Raw genomic sequence first — 21,275 nt, 5'->3', positions numbered from 1 at the left:
TCACTTGTCACAAGTTAATGCCGCGCAGATCACGTGAAGATCACGGAGTTGAAGGTTTGTCATCTCCCCCTGCCCGGCACCCGATCCTCCCCTCCTGCCCGCTTTGTCACCCGACGGGAACGGCGGTGCCTCACGCCCGGCGCGCGGCGCGGCCGCAACCATGGACCCGACATGACCCCGGGGGGCTTGACGTCCAGGAGGACACGATGGCGCGGCACACCCGGCTGCCCGGCGAGTCCGCGGAGTACCTCGCCGCACGCGAGGAGCTCCGCAACGCCGAGATCGAACTCATGCGCCACCGCGAGCAGGTCGCGGCCCTGCGCAGGGCGCTTCCGCAGGGCGCCGCCGTCGACGACTACGTCTTCCTCGAAGGCCCCGCCGACCTCGACGCGGGCGACACGCCCGTCCGCGAGGTCAGGCTGAGCGAGCTGTTCTCCGGCCCCGGCCGGCCGTTGATCGTCTACCACTTCATGTACGGCAAGCGGCAGACCGACCCGTGTCCGATGTGCACCCTGTGGATCGACGGCTTCAACGGCGTCGCCCACCACGTCGCCCAGAACGCCGACCTCGTCGTCCTCGCGGCCGCCGACCCGCCCGTCCTGCGCCGGCACGCCCGAGGCCGCGGCTGGACCCGGCTGCGGCTGCTGAGTGCCGGGGACAGCACCTTCAAGTACGACCTGGGCAGCGAGGACGAGGACGGGGTGCAGGACTCCACCGTCTCCGTCTTCACCCGGGACCCGGACGGCACGGTCCGCCACTTCTACTCCGCCCACCCGCGCATGGCCGAGGACATCGACCAGCGCGGCATCGACCTGCTCAACCCCGTCTGGCACCTTCTCGACCTGACGCCGGGCGGCCGCGGCGACTGGTTCGCGGGCCTGGACTACTGACCGCCGGTGCCCGCCGGGACCGGGGTGAACTCCACCGGCAGGGTGCGCAGGCCCCGCATGATGAGCCCGCCCCGCCACCTCAGGTCGGCCGGATCGGCGGCGAGCCGCAGGTCGGGCAGGCGGGTGAGCAGGGTGGCGAGCGCGGTCTGGCCCTCCAGCCGGGCGAGCGGCGCGCCGAGGCAGTAGTGGATGCCGTGGCCGTATCCGAGGTGCTGGTTGTCGCGGCGGGCGAGGTCCAGCACGTCCGGATCGGCGAACCGCTGCGGGTCCCGGTCCGCCGCCGCGAGCACCACCAGCACCGGATCCCCCGGCGCGATGTCCTGCCCGCCGATGGTGAGCGGTTCCGTGGCGAACCGCCAGGTGGCGAGCTCCACCGGGCCGTCGTAGCGCAGGAGTTCCTCCACTGCGGTCTCCAGGAGGTCCTTTTCCTTCCTGGCCAGGGAGTCCTGGAGGTGCTCGCGCTGGGCGGGGTGGGTGAGCAGGGCGTAGGTGCCGTTGCCGATCAGGTTCACGGCGGTCTCGAAACCGGCGAACAGCAGGATGAAGGCCATCGCGGCGGCCTCGTTCTCGGTGAGGTGCTCACCGTGGTCGGAGGCGCGGATGAGGCCGGAGATGAGGTCCTCGCCGGGCGCGGGCTCGGCGGGCAGCGCCTCGCGCTTCCTGTGGATCAGCTCGGCGAGGTAGCCGCGCATCTTCTTGACCGACCGGGCGACCCCGCCCCGCGGCCCTCCCCCGTGGCGGATCATCATGCCCGCCCAGTCCCGGAAGTCGTCCTGGTCCTCGGGCGGAACGCCGAGCAGGTCGCAGATGGCGTAGATGGGCAGCGGGAAGGCGAACTCGTGGATGAGGTCGGCGGAGCCCCTCGCCGCGAAGGCGTCGATGAGGTGGTCGGTCAGCTCCTGCACCCGGGGCGCGAACTCGGCGACCCGCCGCGGGGTGAACGCCTTGCTGACGAGCCGCCGCAGCCGGGTGTGGTCCGGCGGGTCGATGTTCAGCAGATGCGTCATCAGCTCGGCCTTGCGCTCGCCGGGGATGCCGGTCTTGCCCTTGGCGTGCGCGGGCTCGTCGTGATGCGCCGGGTTCTTGCTCAGCCGCTGGTCGGCGAGGGCCTGCCGGGCATCGGCGTACCGGGTGACCAGCCAGGCCTCGACACCGCTGGGCAACCGCGTCCGGCGCACCGGCGCGTGCTCGCGCAGCCAGGCGTAGGCGGGGTAGGGATCGGCGGCGAACTCCCAGGTGAACAGGTCGGGAGCGGAGACGGCGGCGTCCGGTGCCGAGTCGGGGACGGGGTCGGGGGCGGGCTGGGGGTGGGGCTGGTCGGTCACTCCTCGACGGTATCCGGATCCGGGTGGGCCTCCCTGTCCCGGTGGTCACCGGGGGCCGTGCGTATTGCCTCCGGCGCGTCCTCCTGCTCGGGGTCCTGGTGGGCCTGGTCGCCGGGAGCCCCGCATATCGCCTAAGGCGTGTCCTCCTCCGCCGGGTCGCGGTGGGCCTCCGCGTCCTGGTGGGTGTCGGGGGCCGTGGTCATCGGCTCGGGGGTGACTCCCTCCGCCTCCCGGATGGCGTCCCGGTAGGCACGGGCCGCCCCGCGCAGAGCCGCCTCGGGGTCCACGCCCTCCGCCTCGGCGCGGGCCGCCAGGGCCAGCAGCCGATAGCCGATGTCCTCGCCCTGCGGGAGCGGCACGTCGAGGCCCGCCGTACGCGCGCGGGAGGCGAGTTTGGCGGCGAGGGCCAGGCCGGGCTGGCCGAGCGGCACGCCCTCCGTGACCGAGGTGCGCCGCTTCTCCTCGGCCTTGGTGCGCAGCCAGTGCTCCTTGACGTCCTCCGGTGTCTCGGCCTTCTCGTCGCCGAAGACATGCGGGTGCCGGTGGACGAGCTTGGCCACGATGCCGCCGGCCACGTCGTCGATGGAGAACGGCGCGTCCGGGTGCTCCTCGGCGATGCGGGAGTGGAAGACGACCTGGAGCAGGACGTCGCCCAGCTCCTCGCGCAGTTCCTCGCGGTCGCCGGCCTCGATGGCCTCCACCAGCTCGTACGCCTCCTCGATGCCGTACTTGGCGAGGCCCTGGTGGGTCTGCCGGGACGACCAGGGGCACTCGGCGCGGATGCGGTCCATGACCTGCACGAGGTCCAGCAGGCGGGCGCCGGGCAGGTCGTAGGAGGCAGGGAGCAGTTCCAGCTCGGGCATGGAGACGCGGCCGGAGCCGGCCAGCCGGGCCAGGCCGTCGGTGAGCGCGGGCTCCCCCTCACCGGTGGCCACGACCACCACCGTCCGCCCGCCGGCGCAGGCGTCGACGAGCTCCTGCGCGGTGGGCGACGCCGCCTGCACCGCTATCCCGGCTTCTCTCAGATACGGCAGCTGCGGATGCGCCCCGTCCGCGCACAGCACGGCGTCTGCGGTGCGCAGGGCCTGCCAGGCAGGCCAGGACAGCAGGCCGGGGGCGACACGGTGGCTGGTGGTGAGCAGGACGATGCGACCGGGGCCGGCGGCGGAGGCGAGGTCGGGGCGGGATGCGTTCACCATCCGAACGTAACCCACGGCCGCAGGGAGCGGATTCGGTTATCCACAGGGCAGGGACGATCGTGTGATCGTATGACCGCAGCTCGCCATGCTGCCGTACCGTTCCGGCGCCCGGCCCTGCCGTGCCGCTACGCCGTCACCGGCTGTCCGCCCGACGCCGTCGTGACCTCCCGTACCCACGGCGTCTTCGCGTCCACCCGGCTGCTCTTCTGCACGTCCCAGGTGCCGTAGCGCGGGTTGAGGGCGATGTGGAGTTCCTGGGAGGCCTTGGACAGCGCCTTCCAGAAGGCGGGCTGGGAGGTGTCGGTGCCGAGTTGCCCGGCCAGCTTCTGCGCCTCCAGCTGGAGCCGGAGGTTGTCGTCGAGGTGGGCGGGTGCGATGCCGTACTTCTGCAGCCAGGCGGTCTGCAGCCCCTTGGCACCGCCGGCCTGCTGCTCCAGCCCGGCGCGCATCTGCTGGACCTCCTTGCGGCTGACCGAGATGCCGGCGTCCTGCGCGGCGCGGTGCAGCACCCGGTCGAGGACCATGTTGTGCAGGGTGTCCCGGGTCAGGCTGCTGGTGGAGGCGAGGACCTGCTGGTACTGGGTCTCGTCCGGCACCGCGGCCCGCTGTGCCCTGCGGACCTCGTCGACCCGGCTCTCCAGCTGGGCGACGGTGATCCGCTGCCCTCCGACGACGGCCGCGGCGCCCGGGTGCGCATCGTTTCCGCAGGCGGTCAGCAGGGGTGCCGCGGCGGCGATCGCGGCGGTGAGGACGAGCGCGGTGCGACGGCGGCGGTGCAAGGAAACCTCCAAGGGGAGATTGTGCGACGGTGCACAAAGTCTTGCGGTGATCGATGGTAGGCAGTGGCACTGCTCCGGCCAAGCCATTCGACCAACGATTCACCGCCACTTCGGGCACCGCCGCACCAGGGAACGCCCCTCTCCCGCGCGGTGACCGGCCTCAGCCGACGATGGCGACGGGCCCGTCCCAGGCGTCACGGTCCACGGTGATCGTGTAACCGTTGCGCGTTTCCGTGCTGTTGACGAGGTACTGGTGGCCACGGCTGTGGTCCGTGAACTGGGTGGAGCCCCACGGCCAGTCCGTGGTCGTGGTGTACTGCTTGTCCCACAGCGCGTACCAGAGGTTGCCCGGCAGATCCGTCTTGTCGGTGGCGGTGGCGATCGCCTTGGCGCTGGAGCTGGTGAAACCGTAGAAGCCGGTGCGGTAGGTCTTGGCGCGCAGTTCCTTGTCGAAGGCCCGCACATACGTCAGCACGGCGTTGTTGCACGACGTGTTGGTGGTGTCGTACGGCTCCATGTCGAGGTAGACCGGGCTGCCGGCCTTCATGTCGAGCCCGGACGCCTTGGCCACCGCGTCGTCCGCATCGGTCGTGCCGAGGGAGGCGGCCGTGGTGGCGGTGAGCTTCTCCGGGTTGGAGCCGGTCTGGCAGGGCGGCTGGGCGCCGACGTAGATCGGGATGAGCTGGTAGCCGACCGAGTTGACCGACTTCACCCAGGAGGCGGTGAGGTTGGGCTGGCTGCAGCCTCGGTTCCTGCCGCCGATGTAGACGGCCGCCGCCCCGTAGAAGCCGGTGTGCCAGGCCTTCATCGCGCTCAGGGAGGGCGCGGCACACGTGTCGAACGCGTGGCCCGTGAAGGTCTTCTGCGCCGGCCAGGACGTGGCCGCCATGGAGGTCTGCGCCGCGATCCCGGCACCGGCGAGCACGGCGGCACCCGCCGTCGCCCAGGCGATGTAACGACGCTTCTTGGACAGCCGATGGCTGGACATCCCCACCCCATTCGTGATGACGACGCATGCGCGCGACAGGCGCGGTCGTCGAGAGACGCTGTGCACTCGGGCGGGCGCTTGACGCGCGCACGACGCCCGGAGCGGATCGCACCGTAACCGACGCCGTCACCAGGCCCGGAAAAACCCGGCCCTCGGAATTCACAAGATCCACTCAAGGCACGGCAAAGGTTCGGCGTGGGGCGGAACCTTTGACCGGTGTTCGCATCTTCGGTGCCTTTCCCGCCGCCCGCCGCCGGGACGCCGTGCTCCTTTACGCTTCCTCCACGTTCTCCGCCTCTCTGTCACGGATCTCTGTCACGGAGAACGTGGAGGGGTGGGATGGAAAGACGACTCGAAGCCGGCTGGATCCAGCGCATCGCCTGGTCCGCCTTGGTCTGGATCTCCTTCGGCCTGCTGGCCTGGGTTCCGTTCCTGTACGTGGCGATTCGCCGCCGCCGGCCCTCGGACTGGGGCGCGTTCGCGGCGTTCACGCTCTACGAGGTGGTGACCCTGCCGTGGGCGGCCGTCCGCGGCAGCGGGAGCGGGGACCCGGTCCTCGGCGCGGCCGCGCTGCTGACCTGGCTGATCGCCACGGCCATGCTGCTGTTCGCCGTGTTCGACAAGCGCACGCCGAGGCCGGTGCCGGGTCAGCAGATCCATCCGGCACCGCCCGGACAGCCGTACGGGTACCACCCCTACGGGCGTTGACGAAGGCGGCCGTCACCGACCGGCGAGGCCGGCGGCCCGGCCGGTCTCACGTCGCCCTGGTTCTCACGTCGCCCTGGTTCTCACGTCCTCCTGGTACGGCGCACGATGCGTACCGCGGGCCAGGCGAGGAGGCCCGTCACGCCCCAGAAGAAGGCCGAGAGCGCGATCCACACGCCGACACCGGTCTGCGGATCGTCGCCGAACGCGGTGACCGCGAGGGCGACGAAGGCACAGACGACGGTGAGCAGACCCAGGACGACCAGCGCCGCCGTCTGCCCGGCGGTGCGGCGGACGGGTGCGGGACGCGGGGACGCCCCGCCGTTCCCGGCAGATGCCGCTGCCGCTGTTTCGGGCCCGGGCCGGTTCTGCCGAGGGGGCAGCCGCACCACGGCCGTCGGCGGCACCGCCGCGTCGACGACCGCCAGGGTGTGCGCGTCCACGCCGTACAGCCCCGGCTCCAGGTCGACGCAGATGCCGTCGGTGCCGATGAGCCGGCGCCCGCCGTCGGGCCAGTTCAGCACGGCCGCGCAGGCCCGGTAGAGCACGGTCGCCGCCCGCTGGGTGCCGTCCCGCTCCGTGCACGTCAGGCTGACGCCCTCGTCGCCCACGACCAGGGCGGCGCCACCGCCGCGCGCCGGCTCGAAGCGCCGTCCGGTGACGGCGTACGCGGAACTCGTCGGGGCCTCGGTGTAGCCCGCCCAGTCGGCGGTGTGTCCCGAGGGCACCTGCATCAGGGCCGTTCCCGCGGCCTCCACGGCCACCGCGTACACCTGCTGCGGCGTCACCGCCCACAGCTCGGCGCGCAGCTCGTCGAGGCCGCGCGGCGGCCGTCCGGCGAGCAGGTCCTCCGCGAGGCCCGGCAGCCGCCGGGCGGCCGCCTCGGGCGCGGTCAGACCCGAGTCGGTGCGGCCGCGCACCGCGTCCAGGTCGGCCTGCTCGATGCGGCCCGCCTGGAGCGCGGCGAGGACGTCGACGAAACCGCCGAGCACCGCGTCCTGACGGTCCTCCAGCGCGTCGGCGAACGCGGTCACGGTCGCGAAGCCGTCCCGGCGCGCCCGGTAGTCGGCCGTCGCCGTGTAGGAGTAGCCGCCCTCCTGGCGCAGGGCGCGGGACAGTTCGCGGTCCAGGACGCCCGCGTACAGCCGGGCGGCGGTCGTGTCGGTGACGACGGCGTCCAGCAGGACTCCGCCCTTGCCGTCGGAGAAGTAGGCGGGGGTGACCGGCAGGGCGGAGGTCACCGCCGGCATGGCGCGGCGCTGCCCCGCGGGCAGCTTCAGCGACAGGCCGTGGGGCAGTCGCTCGCCGGCGATCCAGAGGACGGCGTTGTCGTGGGTGAACCACGTCTGCGCCCACTGCCGTACGTCGTCCGGGCGCAGGTTGCGCACGCCCCATTCCGGGCAGCCGACCAGGCCGTACCCCTGTGCGCCGTAGCGCCACATCGGGAGCCGGCCCGCCTCGCGCCGGGACTCCTCGGTGCGCAGGATCTCCTTCTCGGTCTCCAGCCGTTCCATCGGCAGGCCGGCGAGGGAGTCGCACACACCGGTGAGATAGGCGGCGATCTCGTGTTCGACGCCCTCCACGTGGAAATGTGTGAACGCGGCCTTGGTCGCGCCGTTGAAGTGGTACTCGGCCAGTCCCTGGCGGTGCAGCGCGAGATGCTCCACCAGGTGCGTGACGCCGGCCCCGGCGAGCGTCTCGTCGGCGACGCCGACGCGGAAGACGAGTCCGGCCCGCATCGGCCCCGCGGCGTACGCGAAGAGGGTGGGTATGCCGTCGACCTCGGTGTGGTGGACGGCGGCCTGGGGGTTCATCTTCGGTCTCTGTTCATCGATGTCCCATCGGTATCGGGGCGGTCAGCCTCGGGCGAGGGCGGCGTCACGGTGCCGGACGTAGGCCTCGGCGGGCTTGCCGAGGTAGTTCCACGGGTACTGCGACGCCAGACCGCCCAGCGCCCGGAAGTGCACGGCGGCGCTCGCGAGGTCCCCCATCAGGGAGAACAGTGCCGCGAAGGCTCCTTGCACCATGACCCATCCGTAGGGGCGGCGAAACTGCGGGTGGAGCACGGACCGGGCGGCCGCCTCGGTGAGTTCGGCATGGACGTTCGGCCGGCGCAGATACTCGGTGCGGGCCTCGGACTTCAGGTCCAGCCAGTGCTCGATGTGCGCTTCGGCCACGAGTCCGGCGTTCAGGGCGCCGTCCGGGGCGCCGAGCATGCACTCGCGGGCGAATCCGTGCGCCTCCTCCCAGCTTCCGCCCCACTTGGGGCACAGCTGCTGGAGCAGGCGGGCCTGTCCGGTGAAATGGCTGGGGTGGTGTCTGGCCAGCCGGTCGTACCGTCGCCGTGCCTCGTTCCTGCCCAGCTGCAGCCCCCGGGCGGTGTTGAGGCGCTCGGCCCAGGCGGCGTCGTAGGACGGGTCGAGGGCGGTGGCGCGGATGAGCAGTTGCTCCGCCTCCCGCAGGTGCGCGTGGAACCGGGCGAACTGTTCCCGGCTCACGTCCTTGGCGCGCGCCCCGGTCCTGATCTCCCAGCCGATGTCGACCAGGCGGGCGCCGAGCACGGTCAGGGCGAACACGTCGTAGGGGGCGGCGGCGACCTGCGCCCGCAACGGGTGCTCGACGCCGGGCGCCTTGGCCAGCACCCGGACGACGAACGCCCGGTCGGTGCCGTACGGGAGCCCGTCGACGTACTGGCGCACGGCCGCCCAGTCCGACGCGGCGGCGGCCTGTCGCAACCAACCGGCCTCTGGGAAGGCGGAGGCCAACTCGAAGTCCGGGGGCGGCAGGGGAGACGGAAGCGACATGCCGCGGATATTAAGCGAGGCCTGTGACAACGCGGCCGTCGGGCGAACCCACACGTCACCGGGCACAGACACGACCGCGGCTTGACCGTTGGCATACCTGGCGGCCAACTCCCGTTCACCACCCCTCCCTACCGTCCGCACATCCTGACCGGCACACCGCTTAAGGTGTCCGGAAATCGCCTACGACGGCCCTACGCCCCCCTACGGCCGTACGGCCCGCTCAGTCTCCGGAGTCCCCATGGCCCTGAACGCCCGCCGCAACCGCCAACTCCAGGAGGCGGTCGCCCCGTTGCTGCTCCAGGGCGAGCGGGTGGAACTCGCCAGCCTGGCCGGCGTCGGCTCGGTCTCGGTGCGCAGGCAGGCCGTCACCGCGGCGGTCGTCGGCGTGCTCTCGGCGGGCACGGTCATCGCCACGGTCCGGCCGCGCCCGCTGTACATCGTCCTGACCGACCAGCGCGTCCTCTTCTTCGACGGCAACCGCGGTGGAAAACCGGGCCAGCTCGTGCTGAACCTGCCCCGCCCGTACGTCTCGGCGGGCGGCTCGAAGAAGGCGTTCCTGGGTTTGCAGTACGTCACCCACCTGACGGTGGCGGGCCAGGAGAAGGGCCTGAAGGTCACCTTTCCGGTGCAACACCGGGGGGACGGGCCGCGACTGGTGGCGGGGTTGCCGGTGACGGCCTGACCGGGCACCTACAACGAGTGCCGCATCCACACGTTGGGCTCGACGTAGACGGCGTATCCGCGTTCCGGTTCGCAGCGGACCGGGACCAGGGCGCCGGGCACCTCGACGTCCGCGGGGGTGTCGAAGGGCAGCCCGGTCCAGCGGCGCCACTCCTCCAGCGAGGCGCCCACGGTCATCGAGGCCGGCGCGACGGAGTCGATGGTGGCCCCGGCACGCGCGTGGACGCGCAGCCACGGGTCCTCGGGCAGGCCGTCGGGGCGGACCCGGTGGGCGTACTCGGTGATGGGGGTGTGCGGTTCGCGGTGCTTGGCGCTGGGGCGTACGGGGGCGACGACCTCGCGGAAGCCGAGCGCGCGGGCGCCCGCCCGCATCGCCGAGAGCATGACGGTGGACGGGCCGTGGCCCTGGGCGTGCGGGGCGACGGTGACCGAGACGGCGCTCACCGTGTCGGGGCGGGTGCCCTGGCGCAGGTCGGCGAAGGCCCACAGCAGGATCTGGTCCCAGCCGCGCGCGGGCAGGGTGCGCCGGCCGTCGACGTCGAGGGCGAAGGGCACACTGAAGGCGTGCGCGACGATCTCGCCGCGCTCGTCCTCGGCGAACAGCGCGTACTGCGGCAGTTCGGTGGGGATACGGCCGTAATGGGCGATGCCCACGGGGTCGTTGGTCACGAACTCGGGCCATGTGTCGGCCATCTCGAACAACGCCGGCAGCCGGTCGGGCCGCTCGGCGATGCTGCTCACCTTGACGTCCATGACGCTCACGGTAGGCGGCGCGCACCCGGCCCGGACAACGGTTTTCGCCGGTTGCGTGCGCCCCCGGGCCGGCCGCGGCTCAGCGGGCGCTGAAGCGCTCCGGCGCCTTGGTGGGGTTGCCGCCCGTAAGCAGTTTCTGGTCCGGGCAGCCGGCGAGGACCTTCTTCATGGCGGCCTTCTCGGCGGCGGTGACCCACAGGCCGTACTTCTTCTTGACGGCGACCTGGGCGGCCACGTAGGTGCAGCGGTACCCGGTGTTGGGCGGGAGCCAGGTGGCCGCGTCGCCGTCGCCCTTGCCGCGGTTGGTGCTCGCGTCGACGGCGATGAGGTTGAGGGGGTCGTTGGCCAGCGCTATGCGCTTGCTCGCGTCCCAGTACTCGGCGCCCTTCTGCCAGGCGTCGGAGAGGGGGACGACGTGGTCGATGTCGACCTGGCTGCTGCCGCGCCGGTAGGTGATGTCCTTGCCGGAGTAGGGGTCAGGCTCGAGCAGGCCGTACGTGACCTTGCAGGTGCCGCCGGTGAACCTCACGGCCTTCAGGTCGCGTTTGAGTATGTCGTCGCGGGTTATCTGCAGCTCCTTCATCGATGCGATGCACATGAGGCACAGCCGTAACCCACTCCCGTCCCTCACCGTTATCGGTCATGCCGTGAGGCACATGAGCGACTTCGGAGACAGGAAGCAGATCCATGACGTTATGCACAGAGAAGGCCATCTCGCCCACCACCGGCGAGACCACCTGGCTCCTGGTCGACGAAGAGACGTACGCGCCTCACCCCGAAGCCCGTGAGTTCTCCCTGTACCTGCGCGGGGCCGGGCGGTCACCGCAGACACAGCGCGCGTACATCCCCAGAATCGGCCGCTTCCTCAATTGGTGCGCAGAGCGGGGTACCGACTGGAGGACCGTCCGGCTCGGGGACATGAGTCTGTTCAAGTTCCACGTCGAGCGGACACCGACCCAGTACGGGCGCCCTCCGTCCGGCAAGACGGTCAACGCCACGCTCACTGCGGTGTGTGAGTTCCTCCGCTTCTGCGCGGTGCAGGGACATGTGGCTCACGAAGTCGCCGAGCGTCTCAGCGAGCCCCGCTTCCTGGCCCACGCCCCGGCCGGCTTCGATCCCGGCGAGGGCGGCCAGCACCTGATGGTCAAAGCCCGCGTCCTGAAGGCGCCGGAGATCGAGTGCGCACCGCAGACGCTCACCGGCGTCCAGACGGAGCAGGTCATCGGCGCCGCTCGCACCGCGCGTGACCGGCTGCTCCTGACGGTCCTGGTGGAAGCAGGCCTCCGCATCGGCGAAGCCCTCGGACTGCGGCGTGAGGACATGCATCTGCTCCCGGACTCCACACACCTGGGCTGCCGAACCGGTGGCGCGCACCTGCACGTCAGGCCCCGTCAGGACAACGTGAACGGGGCGCGGGCCAAGGCCGGGCGCCCTCGCATGGTTCCGCTCACGCCGGAAGTGGTGCACCGATATCGCGATCATCTCGCCGAGCGTGAACAGGTAGTCGGATCCACCGACTGTGACTATGTCTTCCTCAATCTCGTCGGCGTCCACGCGGGGCGCCCGCTCTCCTACTCCAACACCAAGCAGGTGATCGAACGTATCGGGAAGCGCTGCGGATTCACCGCCCGACCGCACATGATGCGGCACACAGCCGCCACTCGCTGGATCCGTAACGGGGTCACCCCGGACGTCGTACAGGCCCTGCTGGGGCACGCCTCCTCGGCGAGCACGGCCGTCTACGTGCACGCCCAGGACGAGGATCTCCGCGCGGCCGTTGAGGCCGTCGAAAGTCTCGCGTCGGAGCTGCTGCGATGACCATTGCGCTCCTCCGCTCCCCTGCCCTTCCTGCCGTCCCCGGTGCCCCGGAGTGGCCGTCGTGGCTCGCGGCACGCCTGCCGTCGGGCTGGCGCACGGGTGAGTGGGACCCCGTTCAGGCGCTCTTCACCGCCGATCCCGGCAACCCTACGACCAGCGTGTTCGTATGCTCCGTAGGCGCCTGTTGCACCCATGTAGCGAGTAACGGATCCCGCTGCGACGCCTGCCGTAAAGCCCGCTACCTTCTGGGCAATCCCGCGGACTTCGACGCCACGCACATCCCGGACCCGTCCCGCCGCCGGCCCAACACCTCCGCGAACGGGGCCATGCCGGGCATCTCCCAGTTCTCGCTCGCGGGTGTGAGCCCCGCGGTCCGCCAGGAGCTCTTGTACGGGCTCCAGCAGCGCGACGACGCCGGAATCAGCCTGGTCCCCCAGCGGGTACGCCGCATTGTGGCCGGCCTCCCCGCCGGACTCGGCTCGCTCCTCGACCTGGACGCCTCCTTCTCCTCCGGGCTTCCGGCTGCGGCCTCCGGCGTCCTGAACGGTGTTCTCCTGCACGTCCGACGCGCACGCGTCGAGTTCGAGGGCACCGATCCGACCTCGGGCGACGTATGGGAGTGCGCTCTCATCGGGCTGACGGCAGGGCGCGGTCGCAAGTACGCCGCTGTCCACGGCGACATCGACTTCCGTCCGGTACGGCAGCGTTGGCTGCGGGAACTGGTCAAGGAGTACGGCCGCACGGCACGCCCCAACGTCATGGACCTACGGCAGACCGTCTACGCGGCGACCATCGCGTCCTCCGCGCTGGCAGGCCGCCCCCACGGGGATGAGCCGGGGCTCCTCGCCATGGCCGACATGAATGCCGTAGTGGACCTGTTCCGGATCACCAAGCGTCCCGAGGACGGTCACGACTACTCCACCAGCCACCGCAGAGCCCTGCTCCGCCACTGGCGCACGTTCCTGGACTACGCCCGTCAGGCCGGGATGATGGACCACGTGCCCGGCGGGTTCGCGCTCAACCCCCGCTTCCACAGCATCGCCGCCGTGGAAGTGACCGAAGACGATCTCGGCCGTGCGATCCCCGAACACATCATCGCCCAGCTCGACGTGCACCTCGGTCTACTGGGCACCTCGACGGGGTACGCGAGCGGCGGCTGGACGGCCGCCGACTTCGCACGGATGTACCAGGTGGTCTACGCGGTCCTCCGGGACACCGGCCGCCGTCCGGGCGAGGTCACCAGCCTGCACCGCGACTGCCTGGAGCGGGTCGACGGCAAACCGACGCTGATCTACGACAACCACAAGCGGCGACGCCACGGCCGTCGGCTGCCCATCTCGGAGAGCACCGCCCAACTGATCGAAACCTGGCAGAAAGAGCTCGATGCGCTACCGGCCGTACCGGCCTGCGCCCAGTGGCTGTTTCCCTCGCCGGGACAGCGCAACCGTCCGCGCCGCGGGCATCTGAACACTTCGCACTTCTGCAACCGGATCTTCCGGAACTGGGTCGACGAACTGATCCCAGACCTTGTGGACGACCAGCTCGATGAGGACGGCGCCCCTCTCGCCTACGACCGCACCCAGGTCGTCCCGTACGGCTTCCGCCACGCTTACGCCCAGCGCCATGCGGACGCGGGCACTCGCCCCGACATCCTGCGGGAACTCATGGACCACCGTTCACTGGACGTGACCATGGGGTACTACAAAGTCTCCCTCAGCCGAAAGCAAGAGGCCGTGCGAACGGTCGCGGCACTCGCCGTCGACCGGCACGGAGCAGCCCGCGGATTCGGCGATCCCCTCGCCTACGAGGTGGAAAGCGTCGGGGTTCCCTACGGCGGCTGCACCGAGCCGAGCAACGTCAAGGCCGGCGGCGGGCACTGCCGCATCCGCTTCCAGTGCGCCGGATGCGACTTCTACCGCCCCGACCCCTCCTACCTCCCCGCCCTGGAACAGCAGATCGCGGACCTGCGAGCCGACAAGGAAGCCGCCCTCGCGATGGAGGCCGCCGACTGGGTCGTGCGCAATCTCGATGACCAGATCCGCGCCTACTCGAAGTCGGCCGACGAGATGCGGCGGAAACTTGACGCTCTGCCCGCCGAGGAGCGTGCCGCCGTCGAATCCGCCTCACGCGAGCTGCGCAAGGCACGTTCGGCAGCGGCCTTCATCCCTCTGCAGACGCTGACTACACGGAGCTCCAAATGAAAATCCCTGCTGCTTCCGGCGGCAACGACCGGAACGCCCGGATCGAGCGGCTGCGCGTCAGCCGCTCCAAGGACAGCGAAGACAAGACGAGGCGCGCGCTCGACGCCGTGGACGGCCTTCTCCGCTCGGGACGACGGATCACCGTCGCTCAAGTAGCCCGGGAAGCCTCGGTATCCACGTGGTTCGTCTACAACCAGCCTCAGGTGCACCAGGCCGTTCAGGACGGCATCACCGCCCAGCGAACGCGGGGTCGCCAGAACTCCCACACTCCGGAGGCGCCTCAGGTGTCCCCGGCCGGGTTGCGGACGGACCTTGCACTGGCCCGCGAAGAGATCAAGGACCTCAAGAAGGAGCGCGATCGGCTCCGTAACCGGGTCAGGCTGTCACTCGGCGCCGAATTGGAGGGCGTGAACCAGCACGAGCTGATCGAGCGGGTACAGCAGATCGAGCAGCGGAATACCGCGCTGGAGCAAGCGTTGTCAGAGGCCAGAGATCAGATCGCCGCCCTGGAGGGCCAACTGCGTGAGACGGAGGACGACCTCACCGCCGCACGAGCCGGCCTCCGCCGTGCCATGCGGTCCGTTCCGTCCCCGTAGCTCGCGTTCTACTGCCACCCGCGGCTGTCCGGCTCAAGTGTCGTCTGCCGGACAGCCGTGAGAGGCGGAATCAGAATGGGGGATCGTTGAAGAACGAGCCGGTCCAGACAGGTGAGACCGGCTCGGAATCGCGCTGCTGAAGGAGTACGACGGCGTCGTTGACGCGCCCCAGGTCGATGAGGTGGCCGGCAAGGTCGTTGCTGTTCGCGGGGGCGTGCTGTTCGAGAACGGCAACAGCCTCCTCGATGCGTCCGGCGCCGGCGAGCAGCTCAGCGATGTGCGGCGCCGCGTACGAGGTGGCGCCCTCGGGGTGGGAGCGGGCGCGCGCGATCGCTTCGTCGACGCCATCGCGGGCGGCGATCAGCGGCAGCCGTATCCAGTACAGGTCCCAGTCCTCCTCGCCCTCGCGGGCGGCGGCGAGGGCGTCGAGGTGCGCCAGGCCGTCCTCGGGGCGGCCCTGTTCGAGGCACAGGTTGGACCACGTATGCAGGACCCAGTCGTCCCCGTTATGGGCCTCGGCCAGAACGCGCATCACATCGACGGCTTCGCCCCCTCGGCCATGCCGTGCCAGGAGCTCCGCCAGTCGCACCGTGCCGTGGCCCCCGCAGTCGTGCGAGTTGCCCGACTGCCGGTACACGGCGATCGCGCCTTCCACGTCACCGCGCTCCTCCAGTGCCTCAGCCAGACGCTGCGCAGCGTGACCGAGGCGATCAGTCACCGCGTACGCGCGCAGTTCCTCGATCCGATCGTGTCTCGCCAGCAGGTCGGCCAGCTGATCCCGGTTGTTGACCGAGGTGATGTGCCGGGTGCGCAGCAGGGCGATCGCTTCGTCGACGCGGCCCTGGCGTTCGCGGATCGTGGCAAGCAGCCCGATTGCGTCGTCGGGGTCAAGACCGCGGCAGCACCATGGACTGTCACACCGGTGCTGGTCCAGGATACGGGCAGCCAGCAGCGCGGCGATGTCTTCATCCCGGCCTGCTCCCTCGGCGATGTCGACCAGAGCGGTGGCAAGAAGCCGGTCCTCGATTCCGGCGCTCAGCCGGGTAACCGCCTCGTCCGTACGCCCGTGCCGCGCCAGCAGGCGCGCGGAATACTCCAACGGGAGCCCTCCCGTGCTCGCGTACGGCAGGGCCAGCGCGATCGCTTCCTCTGCCCGCCCCCAGCTCTCCAGCAGCTCCGCCTGGGCCCGGGCTGCCGGCCACCAGCCAGTGGCAACGTACGGAGAAAGCGCCTCCAGCGCCTCGGCTTGCCGGCCCTGGTCACTGAGCAGCTGCGCCCAGGCCCGCGCGCAGAACCATTCCCCGTCACGGGACCGGACCTCCACCTCCTCGCTGTGGCCGAGCTCAAGAAGCCGGGAGACCAGGAATGGAGGAATGCAGCCGGACAATGTCCGGGCCTGACGGTCGAGATCGGCAGCGTCCATGACAGCGCACCTTAGCCACCGCGTCCGACATGGGCCCTGCAGCCGGTGGCCAGGACGGTCATGGGGTGCTGTCAGCCCTGGCACTGCTTCAACATCGTTGCCCTGTCCGCCGCCGTCACGGCTAGGTCGTACTTGAGCGCCACCTGCGCGAACCGCACAGCGTACGAGCAGCGGATCGACTTGTTCGGCGGCAGCCAGGACGCCGGGCCCGAGTCCCGCTTGGCGGAGTTCGTGGAGCCCGAGACCGGCAGAAGGTTCAGCACGTCGTTGGCCAGTTGCTCCCGCTTTCCCTTGCTCCAACGCGAGGCACCCATCTGCCAGGCGTACGACAACGGCACCACGTGGTCGATCTGTACCTCGGTGGCCTTGGCCTTCTTCCAGGCGATGTCCTTGCCGGTGTACGGGTCGTACAGGTCCAACGACACGACCACGCAGTCGGAACCCCTACGGAACTCGACGTCCTGTCCATGGAGTTTCAGCAAGTCGTTCCGCGTGTCACAACCGTTCCTCGCCAGCGGCACCCCATCCGCCGTGTCCATCCACGCATAGCCGAACTTGTCCCGTTCGTAGCCCGTCTTCGGCCCACGCCCCTTGACTGTAAGTTCTTCGACGAGCTTGCGCGCGTTCGCCTTGTCCGCCTCCGACGTGAGCGCGCCGAGCCCCGGCTTCGTTCCGTCCGGATTCGTCAGCGGGCTCGCCGCCCGCCCGGCAGCGGCGTCCGGTCCGGATCCCGCAGAGCTTCCGCCCGGCTCCAGGCCATCACAGCCTGCGACGAGCGCGACGGCAACGGTGACCGTAAGGACGACCCTCTTCCCGTTCGTACACAGCGGCCTGTGGCTCATGTACCTCTCACTACGCACAGCCGACCACACCCTGCATACGCTGCGAGAACAGGCCCACCACAGCGCGAACCATAGAGATAACGCGGGTGTCGCAGGAGTTGGAGTCGGTGTCCGCCCAGGCGGTGCCGAACCGGGCCCGGGAGTAACCGGTCTTCGGTGCCCGGCCCTTGACGGTCAGGGAGTCGACGGCGGCCATGAGCGTGCCCCCGCCTCCGGACGGTTCGGGTCCGGAGGTCCCCTTGGTCTTGTCCTTGCTGCAGCCGGTCACGGCGGCCAGCACCACCATGGCGGCGATCGCCCCGCCCCTCAGACGTGTCACGGGTACGTCCCCCTCGCTCGCGGACCCTGGCCCGCGCCCGGCGTCCCCGGCCACAGGCGGAATCGTTCCTTCCCTTACGTTAACTGCCCAGCGAGCGACTGCAGACGAGGACCGAAGGGGCGTTTGGGGGCAATCCTCAGGCGAGTTGGAGCATGAGGAGCCCGTCGAGGGAGCGCGGCGCCCCCCGACAGACGTTCCTACGACCCGAGAATCGAGGCGAGGAACTCGCCGACCCAGCCCAGCAGTTCACGCCCGACCAGTGGCTTGCCGCCGACCTTCGCGGTCTTCGGGCGCGGGACCAGCACCTGGTGGAGGGCCGGTTTGATGACCGTGCCCGGGTAGAGGCGCTTGACCCGCAGTTCCTGCGACTCGCGCAACTCCACCGGCGCGAAGCGGATGTTGGTGCCCTGGAGGACGATCTCGCCGACGCCGCACGCGCGCGCGAGCATCCGCAGCCCGGCCACCAGCAGCAGGTTCTCCACCGGCTCGGGCAGCTTGCCGTAGCGGTCGGTGAGTTCCTCGCGGACGGCCTTGATGTCCTCCTCCGAGTTGGCGGAGGCGATGGACCGGTACGCCTGCAGGCGCAGGCGCTCGCCGGGGGCGTAGTCGTGCGGGACGTGCGCGTCGACGGGCAGCTCGATCTTGACCTCGAGGGGCGGCTCCTCCACACCTCCCGCCGAAGGCTCCCCTGTCTCCAGCTGGCGCCGGTAGTCGGCGACGGCCTCGCCGACCATGCGGACGTACAGGTCGAAGCCGACGCCCGCGATGTGCCCGGACTGCTCGCCGCCGAGCAGGTTTCCGGCGCCGCGGATCTCCAGGTCCTTCATCGCCACGTACATGCCCGCGCCCATCTCGGTGTGCTGGGCGATGGTGGCCAGCCGCTCGTGCGCGGTCTCCGTGAGCGGCTTCTCCGGCGGGTAGAGGAAGTAGGCGTACCCGCGTTCGCGGCCCCGGCCGACCCGGCCGCGCAGCTGGTGCAGCTGGGACAGGCCGAAGGTGTCGCCGCGCTCCACGATGAGGGTGTTGGCGTTGGAGATGTCGATGCCGGACTCGACGATCGTGGTCGAGACGAGGACGTCGAACTTCTTCTCCCAGAAGTCGACGACGACCTGCTCCAGCGCCGACTCCGACATCTGGCCGTGGGCGGTGGCGATGCGTGCCTCGGGGACGATCTCGCGCAGTCTCGCCGCCGCGCGGTCGATGGACTCGACGCGGTTGTGGATGTAGAAGACCTGGCCCTCGCGCAGCAGTTCGCGGCGGATGGCGGCGCCGATCTGCTTCTCCTCGTACGGCCCGACGAAGGTGAGCACCGGGTGGCGCTCCTCCGGGGGCGTGGTGATCGTGGACATCTCACGGATGCCGGTGACCGCCATCTCCAGGGTGCGCGGGATCGGGGTCGCGGACATGGTCAGCACGTCGACGTTGGCGCGGAGCTTCTTCAGCTGCTCCTTGTGCTCGACGCCGAAGCGCTGCTCCTCGTCGACGATGACCAGGCCGAGGTCCTTGAACTTCGTCTCGGAGGAGAACAGGCGGTGGGTGCCGATCACGACGTCCACCGCGCCCTCGCGCAGGCCCTCCAGGACCGCCTTGGCCTCGGTGTCGGTCTGGAACCTGGACAGCGCCTTCACGTTCACCGGGAACTGCGCGTACCGCTCGGAGAACGTCCCGAAGTGCTGCTGCACCAGCAGCGTCGTCGGCACGAGGACGGCGACCTGCTTGCCGTCCTGTACGGCCTTGAAGGCGGCCCGCACCGCGATCTCGGTCTTGCCGTAGCCGACGTCGCCGCAGATCAGGCGGTCCATGGGGACGGACTTCTCCATGTCCTCCTTGACCTCGGCGATGGTGGTGAGCTGGTCCGGGGTCTCGGCGTAGGGGAAGGCGTCCTCCAGTTCGCGCTGCCAGGGCGTGTCGGCGCCGAAGGTGTGGCCGGGGGCGGCCATGCGCGCGCTGTAGAGCTTGATCAGGTCGGCGGCGATCTCCTTGACGGCCTTCTTCGCGCGCGCCTTGGTCTTCGTCCAGTCGGCGCCGCCGAGCCGGTGCAGGGTGGGTGCCTCGCCGCCGACGTACTTGGTGATCTGCTCCAGCTGGTCGGTCGGGATGTAGAGGCGGTCGCCGGGCTGGCCGCGCTTGGCGGGCGCGTACTCGACCACCAGGTACTCGCGGGTGGCGCCCTGCACGGTGCGCTGCACCATCTCGATGTAGCGGCCGACGCCGTGCTGTTCGTGGACGATGTAGTCGCCCGACTCCAGGGTGAGCGGGTCGATGGTCTTGCGGCGGCGGGCCGGCATCCGGGCGCCCTCGCGGCCGGTCGCGCGCTGGCCGGACAGGTCGGTCTCGGTGAGCACGGCGAGCCCCAGGGCCGGGTCCACGAAGCCGTACTCGATCGAGCCGCAGGAGACGTGGACGACGGACGGGCTGAGCTCGCCGAGGTCGCCCGTCTGGGCATCGGACACGGTCAGGCGGGCGGCGATGCCCTCGTTGCCGAGCACCTCCACCGTGCGGGCGGCCGTGCCGTGGCCCTCGGTGACGAAGACCACGCGCCATCCGTCGGCAAGCCAGCCCTTGGTGTCGGCGAGGGCCCGCGCGGTGTCGCCGCGGTAGGTCTCGGGCGCGTGCATGCCGAGCTTGAGGGTGTCGGCGTCGAGTTCGAGATCGGCGGCGAACGGCGACACCGACCACCACATCATGTCCAGCTCGCGGGCGCGGTCGCGGACGTCGGCGATGGACCACAGGGAGGCGGCGCCGACGTCGATCGGGGCCTCGCCGCCGCCGGCGGTGGCCGCCCAGGAGGCCTGCAGGAACTCCTGGGAGGTGGCCACCAGGTCGGCGGCACGCGTGCGGACCCGCTCCGGGTCGCAGACGACGGCCATCGCGCCCTTGGGCAGGACGTCGAGGAGCAGTTCCATGTCGTCCACCAGGACGGGGGCCAGGGACTCCATGCCCTCGACCGCGATGCCCTCGGCGATCTTGTTCAGCAGTTCGCCCAGCTCCGGGTGCTCCTCGGCGAGGGCACGCGCGCGTGCGCGGACGTCGTCGGTGAGCAGCAGCTCGCGGCACGGCGGGGCCCACAGGCCGTGCTCGGCGACCTCGAGGGAGCGCTGGTCGGCGACCTTGAAGTAGCGGATCTCCTCGACGTCGTCGCCCCAGAACTCCACGCGCAGCGGGTGTTCCTCGGTGGGCGGGAACACGTCCAGGATGCCGCCGCGCACGGCGAACTCGCCGCGCTTCTCGACGAGCTCCACGCGCGCGTAGGCGGCGGCCGCGAGGGCTTCCACCACGGCGTTCAGGTCGGCGGTCTGGCCGGTCCTCAGGGACACCGGCTCCAGGTCGCCGAGGCCTTTGACCTGCGGCTGCAGCACGGAGCGCACGGGCGCGACGACGACGGAGACGGGGCCGGTCCCGGGGTCGTCGGGGCTGGGGTGGGCCAGGCGCCGCAGGACGGCGAGGCGGCGGCCGACGGTGTCGCTGCGGGGGCTGAGCCGCTCGTGCGGGAGGGTCTCCCAGGAGGGGTACTCCACGACGCCCTCGGCGGGCAGCAGGGAGCGCAGGGCCGCCGCCAGGTCCTCGGCCTCGCGGCCCGTCGCCGTGACCGCGAGCACCGGGCGGCCCGACTCGCGGGCGAGGGCGGCGAGGGCGAGGGGGCGGGCGGCCGGGGGGCCGACGAGGTCGATGTGCATGCGGTTGCCGTCCGCGGCCGCCTTGATCGCTTCCGCGAGGGCGGGGTCCTTGACGACGGCGTCGAGCAGACCGTGCAGGCTCATGGGGGCAGTTTCCGTCCGGAGGTGGGCAACGCAAGCAACCCGGTGCGGTGAGCAGCCGGGGGTGTCCAGCCTACGACTCCGTCGAGGGTGGCGTCGGAGGCTGTGGACAACTCCGCTTCCTTGTGCCCGGTGCTGCAGTCGGCCTTCCAGGGGGCTCCGCCCCCTGGACCCCCGGCCTATGCCCACCCGCC

At 70.8% G+C, this 21,275-nt stretch carries 16 protein-coding genes and 2 pseudogenes; 6 read left to right on the top strand and 12 right to left on the bottom strand.

Annotated features, from left to right (window positions below; all coding sequences use genetic code 11):
* The first annotated feature begins 206 nt into the window (after window positions 1–206).
* Entirely contained in the window at window positions 207–890 is a 684-nt protein-coding gene (locus ACWC2T_RS32655; protein WP_450673947.1) for a DUF899 family protein, read from the top strand.
* Here the strand turns inward: ACWC2T_RS32655 and ACWC2T_RS32650 are convergent.
* The 4 genes from ACWC2T_RS32650 to ACWC2T_RS32635 all read right to left on the bottom strand — a co-directional run bounded on the left by ACWC2T_RS32650 (window position 884) and on the right by ACWC2T_RS32635 (window position 5,181).
* Complete coding sequence (locus ACWC2T_RS32650; protein ID WP_450673946.1) at window positions 884–2,215, bottom strand: cytochrome P450 family protein; 1,332 nt, start codon at window positions 2,213–2,215, stop codon at window positions 884–886. The genes ACWC2T_RS32655 and ACWC2T_RS32650 overlap by 7 nt on opposite strands.
* Window positions 2,216–2,346: 131 nt before the next feature.
* A complete protein-coding gene (locus tag ACWC2T_RS32645) occupies window positions 2,347–3,414 on the bottom strand; it encodes a nucleoside triphosphate pyrophosphohydrolase (protein ID WP_450673945.1) in 1,068 nt (355 codons plus the stop codon).
* A 125-nt stretch (window positions 3,415–3,539) separates the two neighbouring features.
* On the bottom strand, window positions 3,540–4,193 hold the full coding sequence (locus ACWC2T_RS32640) for a SurA N-terminal domain-containing protein (RefSeq protein ID WP_450673993.1): 654 nt from the start codon (window positions 4,191–4,193) through the stop codon (window positions 3,540–3,542).
* A gap of 160 nt (window positions 4,194–4,353) precedes the next feature.
* A complete protein-coding gene (locus ACWC2T_RS32635) occupies window positions 4,354–5,181 on the bottom strand; it encodes a glycoside hydrolase domain-containing protein (protein ID WP_450673944.1) in 828 nt (275 codons plus the stop codon).
* Between the two features lie 339 nt (window positions 5,182–5,520).
* On the opposite strand from ACWC2T_RS32635, the gene ACWC2T_RS32630 reads away from it, so the two are divergent.
* Window positions 5,521–5,889: a hypothetical protein gene (locus ACWC2T_RS32630; protein WP_450673943.1), complete on the top strand. Its 369-nt coding sequence runs from the start codon at window positions 5,521–5,523 to the stop codon at window positions 5,887–5,889.
* Between the two features lie 80 nt (window positions 5,890–5,969).
* Here ACWC2T_RS32630 and ACWC2T_RS32625 read toward each other — a convergent pair whose 3' ends face one another.
* Together ACWC2T_RS32625 and ACWC2T_RS32620 are read right to left on the bottom strand one after the other, a co-directional pair.
* Window positions 5,970–7,700, bottom strand: coding sequence for an insulinase family protein (locus ACWC2T_RS32625; RefSeq protein WP_450673942.1), 1,731 nt, complete (start codon window positions 7,698–7,700; stop codon window positions 5,970–5,972).
* A gap of 42 nt (window positions 7,701–7,742) precedes the next feature.
* Complete coding sequence (locus tag ACWC2T_RS32620) at window positions 7,743–8,690, bottom strand: hypothetical protein (protein WP_450673941.1); 948 nt, start codon at window positions 8,688–8,690, stop codon at window positions 7,743–7,745.
* A gap of 238 nt (window positions 8,691–8,928) precedes the next feature.
* Here ACWC2T_RS32620 and ACWC2T_RS32615 point away from each other — a divergent pair, with 238 nt between their 5' ends.
* Entirely contained in the window at window positions 8,929–9,372 is a 444-nt protein-coding gene (locus tag ACWC2T_RS32615; protein ID WP_450673940.1) for a hypothetical protein, read from the top strand.
* 8 nt (window positions 9,373–9,380) lie between these two features.
* Here the strand turns inward: ACWC2T_RS32615 and ACWC2T_RS32610 are convergent, their stop codons facing one another.
* Together ACWC2T_RS32610 and ACWC2T_RS32605 are read right to left on the bottom strand one after the other, a co-directional pair.
* Entirely contained in the window at window positions 9,381–10,124 is a 744-nt protein-coding gene (locus ACWC2T_RS32610; protein ID WP_450673939.1) for an N-acetyltransferase, read from the bottom strand.
* A gap of 79 nt (window positions 10,125–10,203) precedes the next feature.
* Window positions 10,204–10,689, bottom strand: a pseudogene (locus ACWC2T_RS32605) (HNH endonuclease family protein); the annotation flags it as partial.
* A gap of 122 nt (window positions 10,690–10,811) precedes the next feature.
* Between ACWC2T_RS32605 and ACWC2T_RS32600 the strand changes: the two are divergent.
* From ACWC2T_RS32600 to ACWC2T_RS32590, 3 genes are read left to right on the top strand one after another with little or no spacing between them, the layout of a single operon-like run.
* Complete coding sequence (locus ACWC2T_RS32600) at window positions 10,812–11,942, top strand: tyrosine-type recombinase/integrase (RefSeq protein ID WP_450673938.1); 1,131 nt, start codon at window positions 10,812–10,814, stop codon at window positions 11,940–11,942.
* Entirely contained in the window at window positions 11,939–14,143 is a 2,205-nt protein-coding gene (locus ACWC2T_RS32595; protein WP_450673937.1) for a tyrosine-type recombinase/integrase, read from the top strand. Before ACWC2T_RS32600 ends, ACWC2T_RS32595 begins: the two co-directional genes overlap by 4 nt.
* The gene (locus tag ACWC2T_RS32590) at window positions 14,140–14,739 is read left to right on the top strand and encodes a DUF6262 family protein (RefSeq protein ID WP_450673936.1); all 600 of its coding nucleotides are present in this window, start codon (window positions 14,140–14,142) and stop codon (window positions 14,737–14,739) included. The genes ACWC2T_RS32595 and ACWC2T_RS32590 overlap by 4 nt, the downstream gene beginning before the upstream one ends.
* 70 nt (window positions 14,740–14,809) lie before the next feature.
* On the opposite strand, the gene ACWC2T_RS32585 is transcribed toward ACWC2T_RS32590, so the two are convergent.
* The 4 genes and pseudogenes from ACWC2T_RS32585 to mfd form a co-directional block, all read right to left on the bottom strand.
* Window positions 14,810–16,162 (bottom strand): hypothetical protein, encoded by a 1,353-nt coding sequence (locus ACWC2T_RS32585; RefSeq protein WP_450673935.1) that lies wholly within the window; start codon window positions 16,160–16,162, stop codon window positions 14,810–14,812.
* A gap of 71 nt (window positions 16,163–16,233) precedes the next feature.
* The gene (locus ACWC2T_RS32580) at window positions 16,234–17,004 is read right to left on the bottom strand and encodes an HNH endonuclease family protein (RefSeq protein ID WP_450673934.1); all 771 of its coding nucleotides are present in this window, start codon (window positions 17,002–17,004) and stop codon (window positions 16,234–16,236) included.
* An 82-nt stretch (window positions 17,005–17,086) separates the two neighbouring features.
* Window positions 17,087–17,323: pseudogene (locus ACWC2T_RS32575) on the bottom strand (hypothetical protein); the annotation flags it as partial.
* Window positions 17,324–17,520: 197 nt separating this feature from the next.
* Window positions 17,521–21,084, bottom strand: a complete 3,564-nt coding sequence (mfd, locus tag ACWC2T_RS32570; RefSeq protein WP_450673933.1) for a transcription-repair coupling factor — start codon at window positions 21,082–21,084, stop codon at window positions 17,521–17,523.
* Window positions 21,085–21,275 lie beyond the last annotated feature (191 nt).

The organism is Streptomyces sp. NPDC001393, from assembly GCF_053597455.1.
The sequence above is the reverse complement of the archived record's forward strand: the minus strand, read 5'-3'. Positions and strand labels throughout refer to the sequence as shown.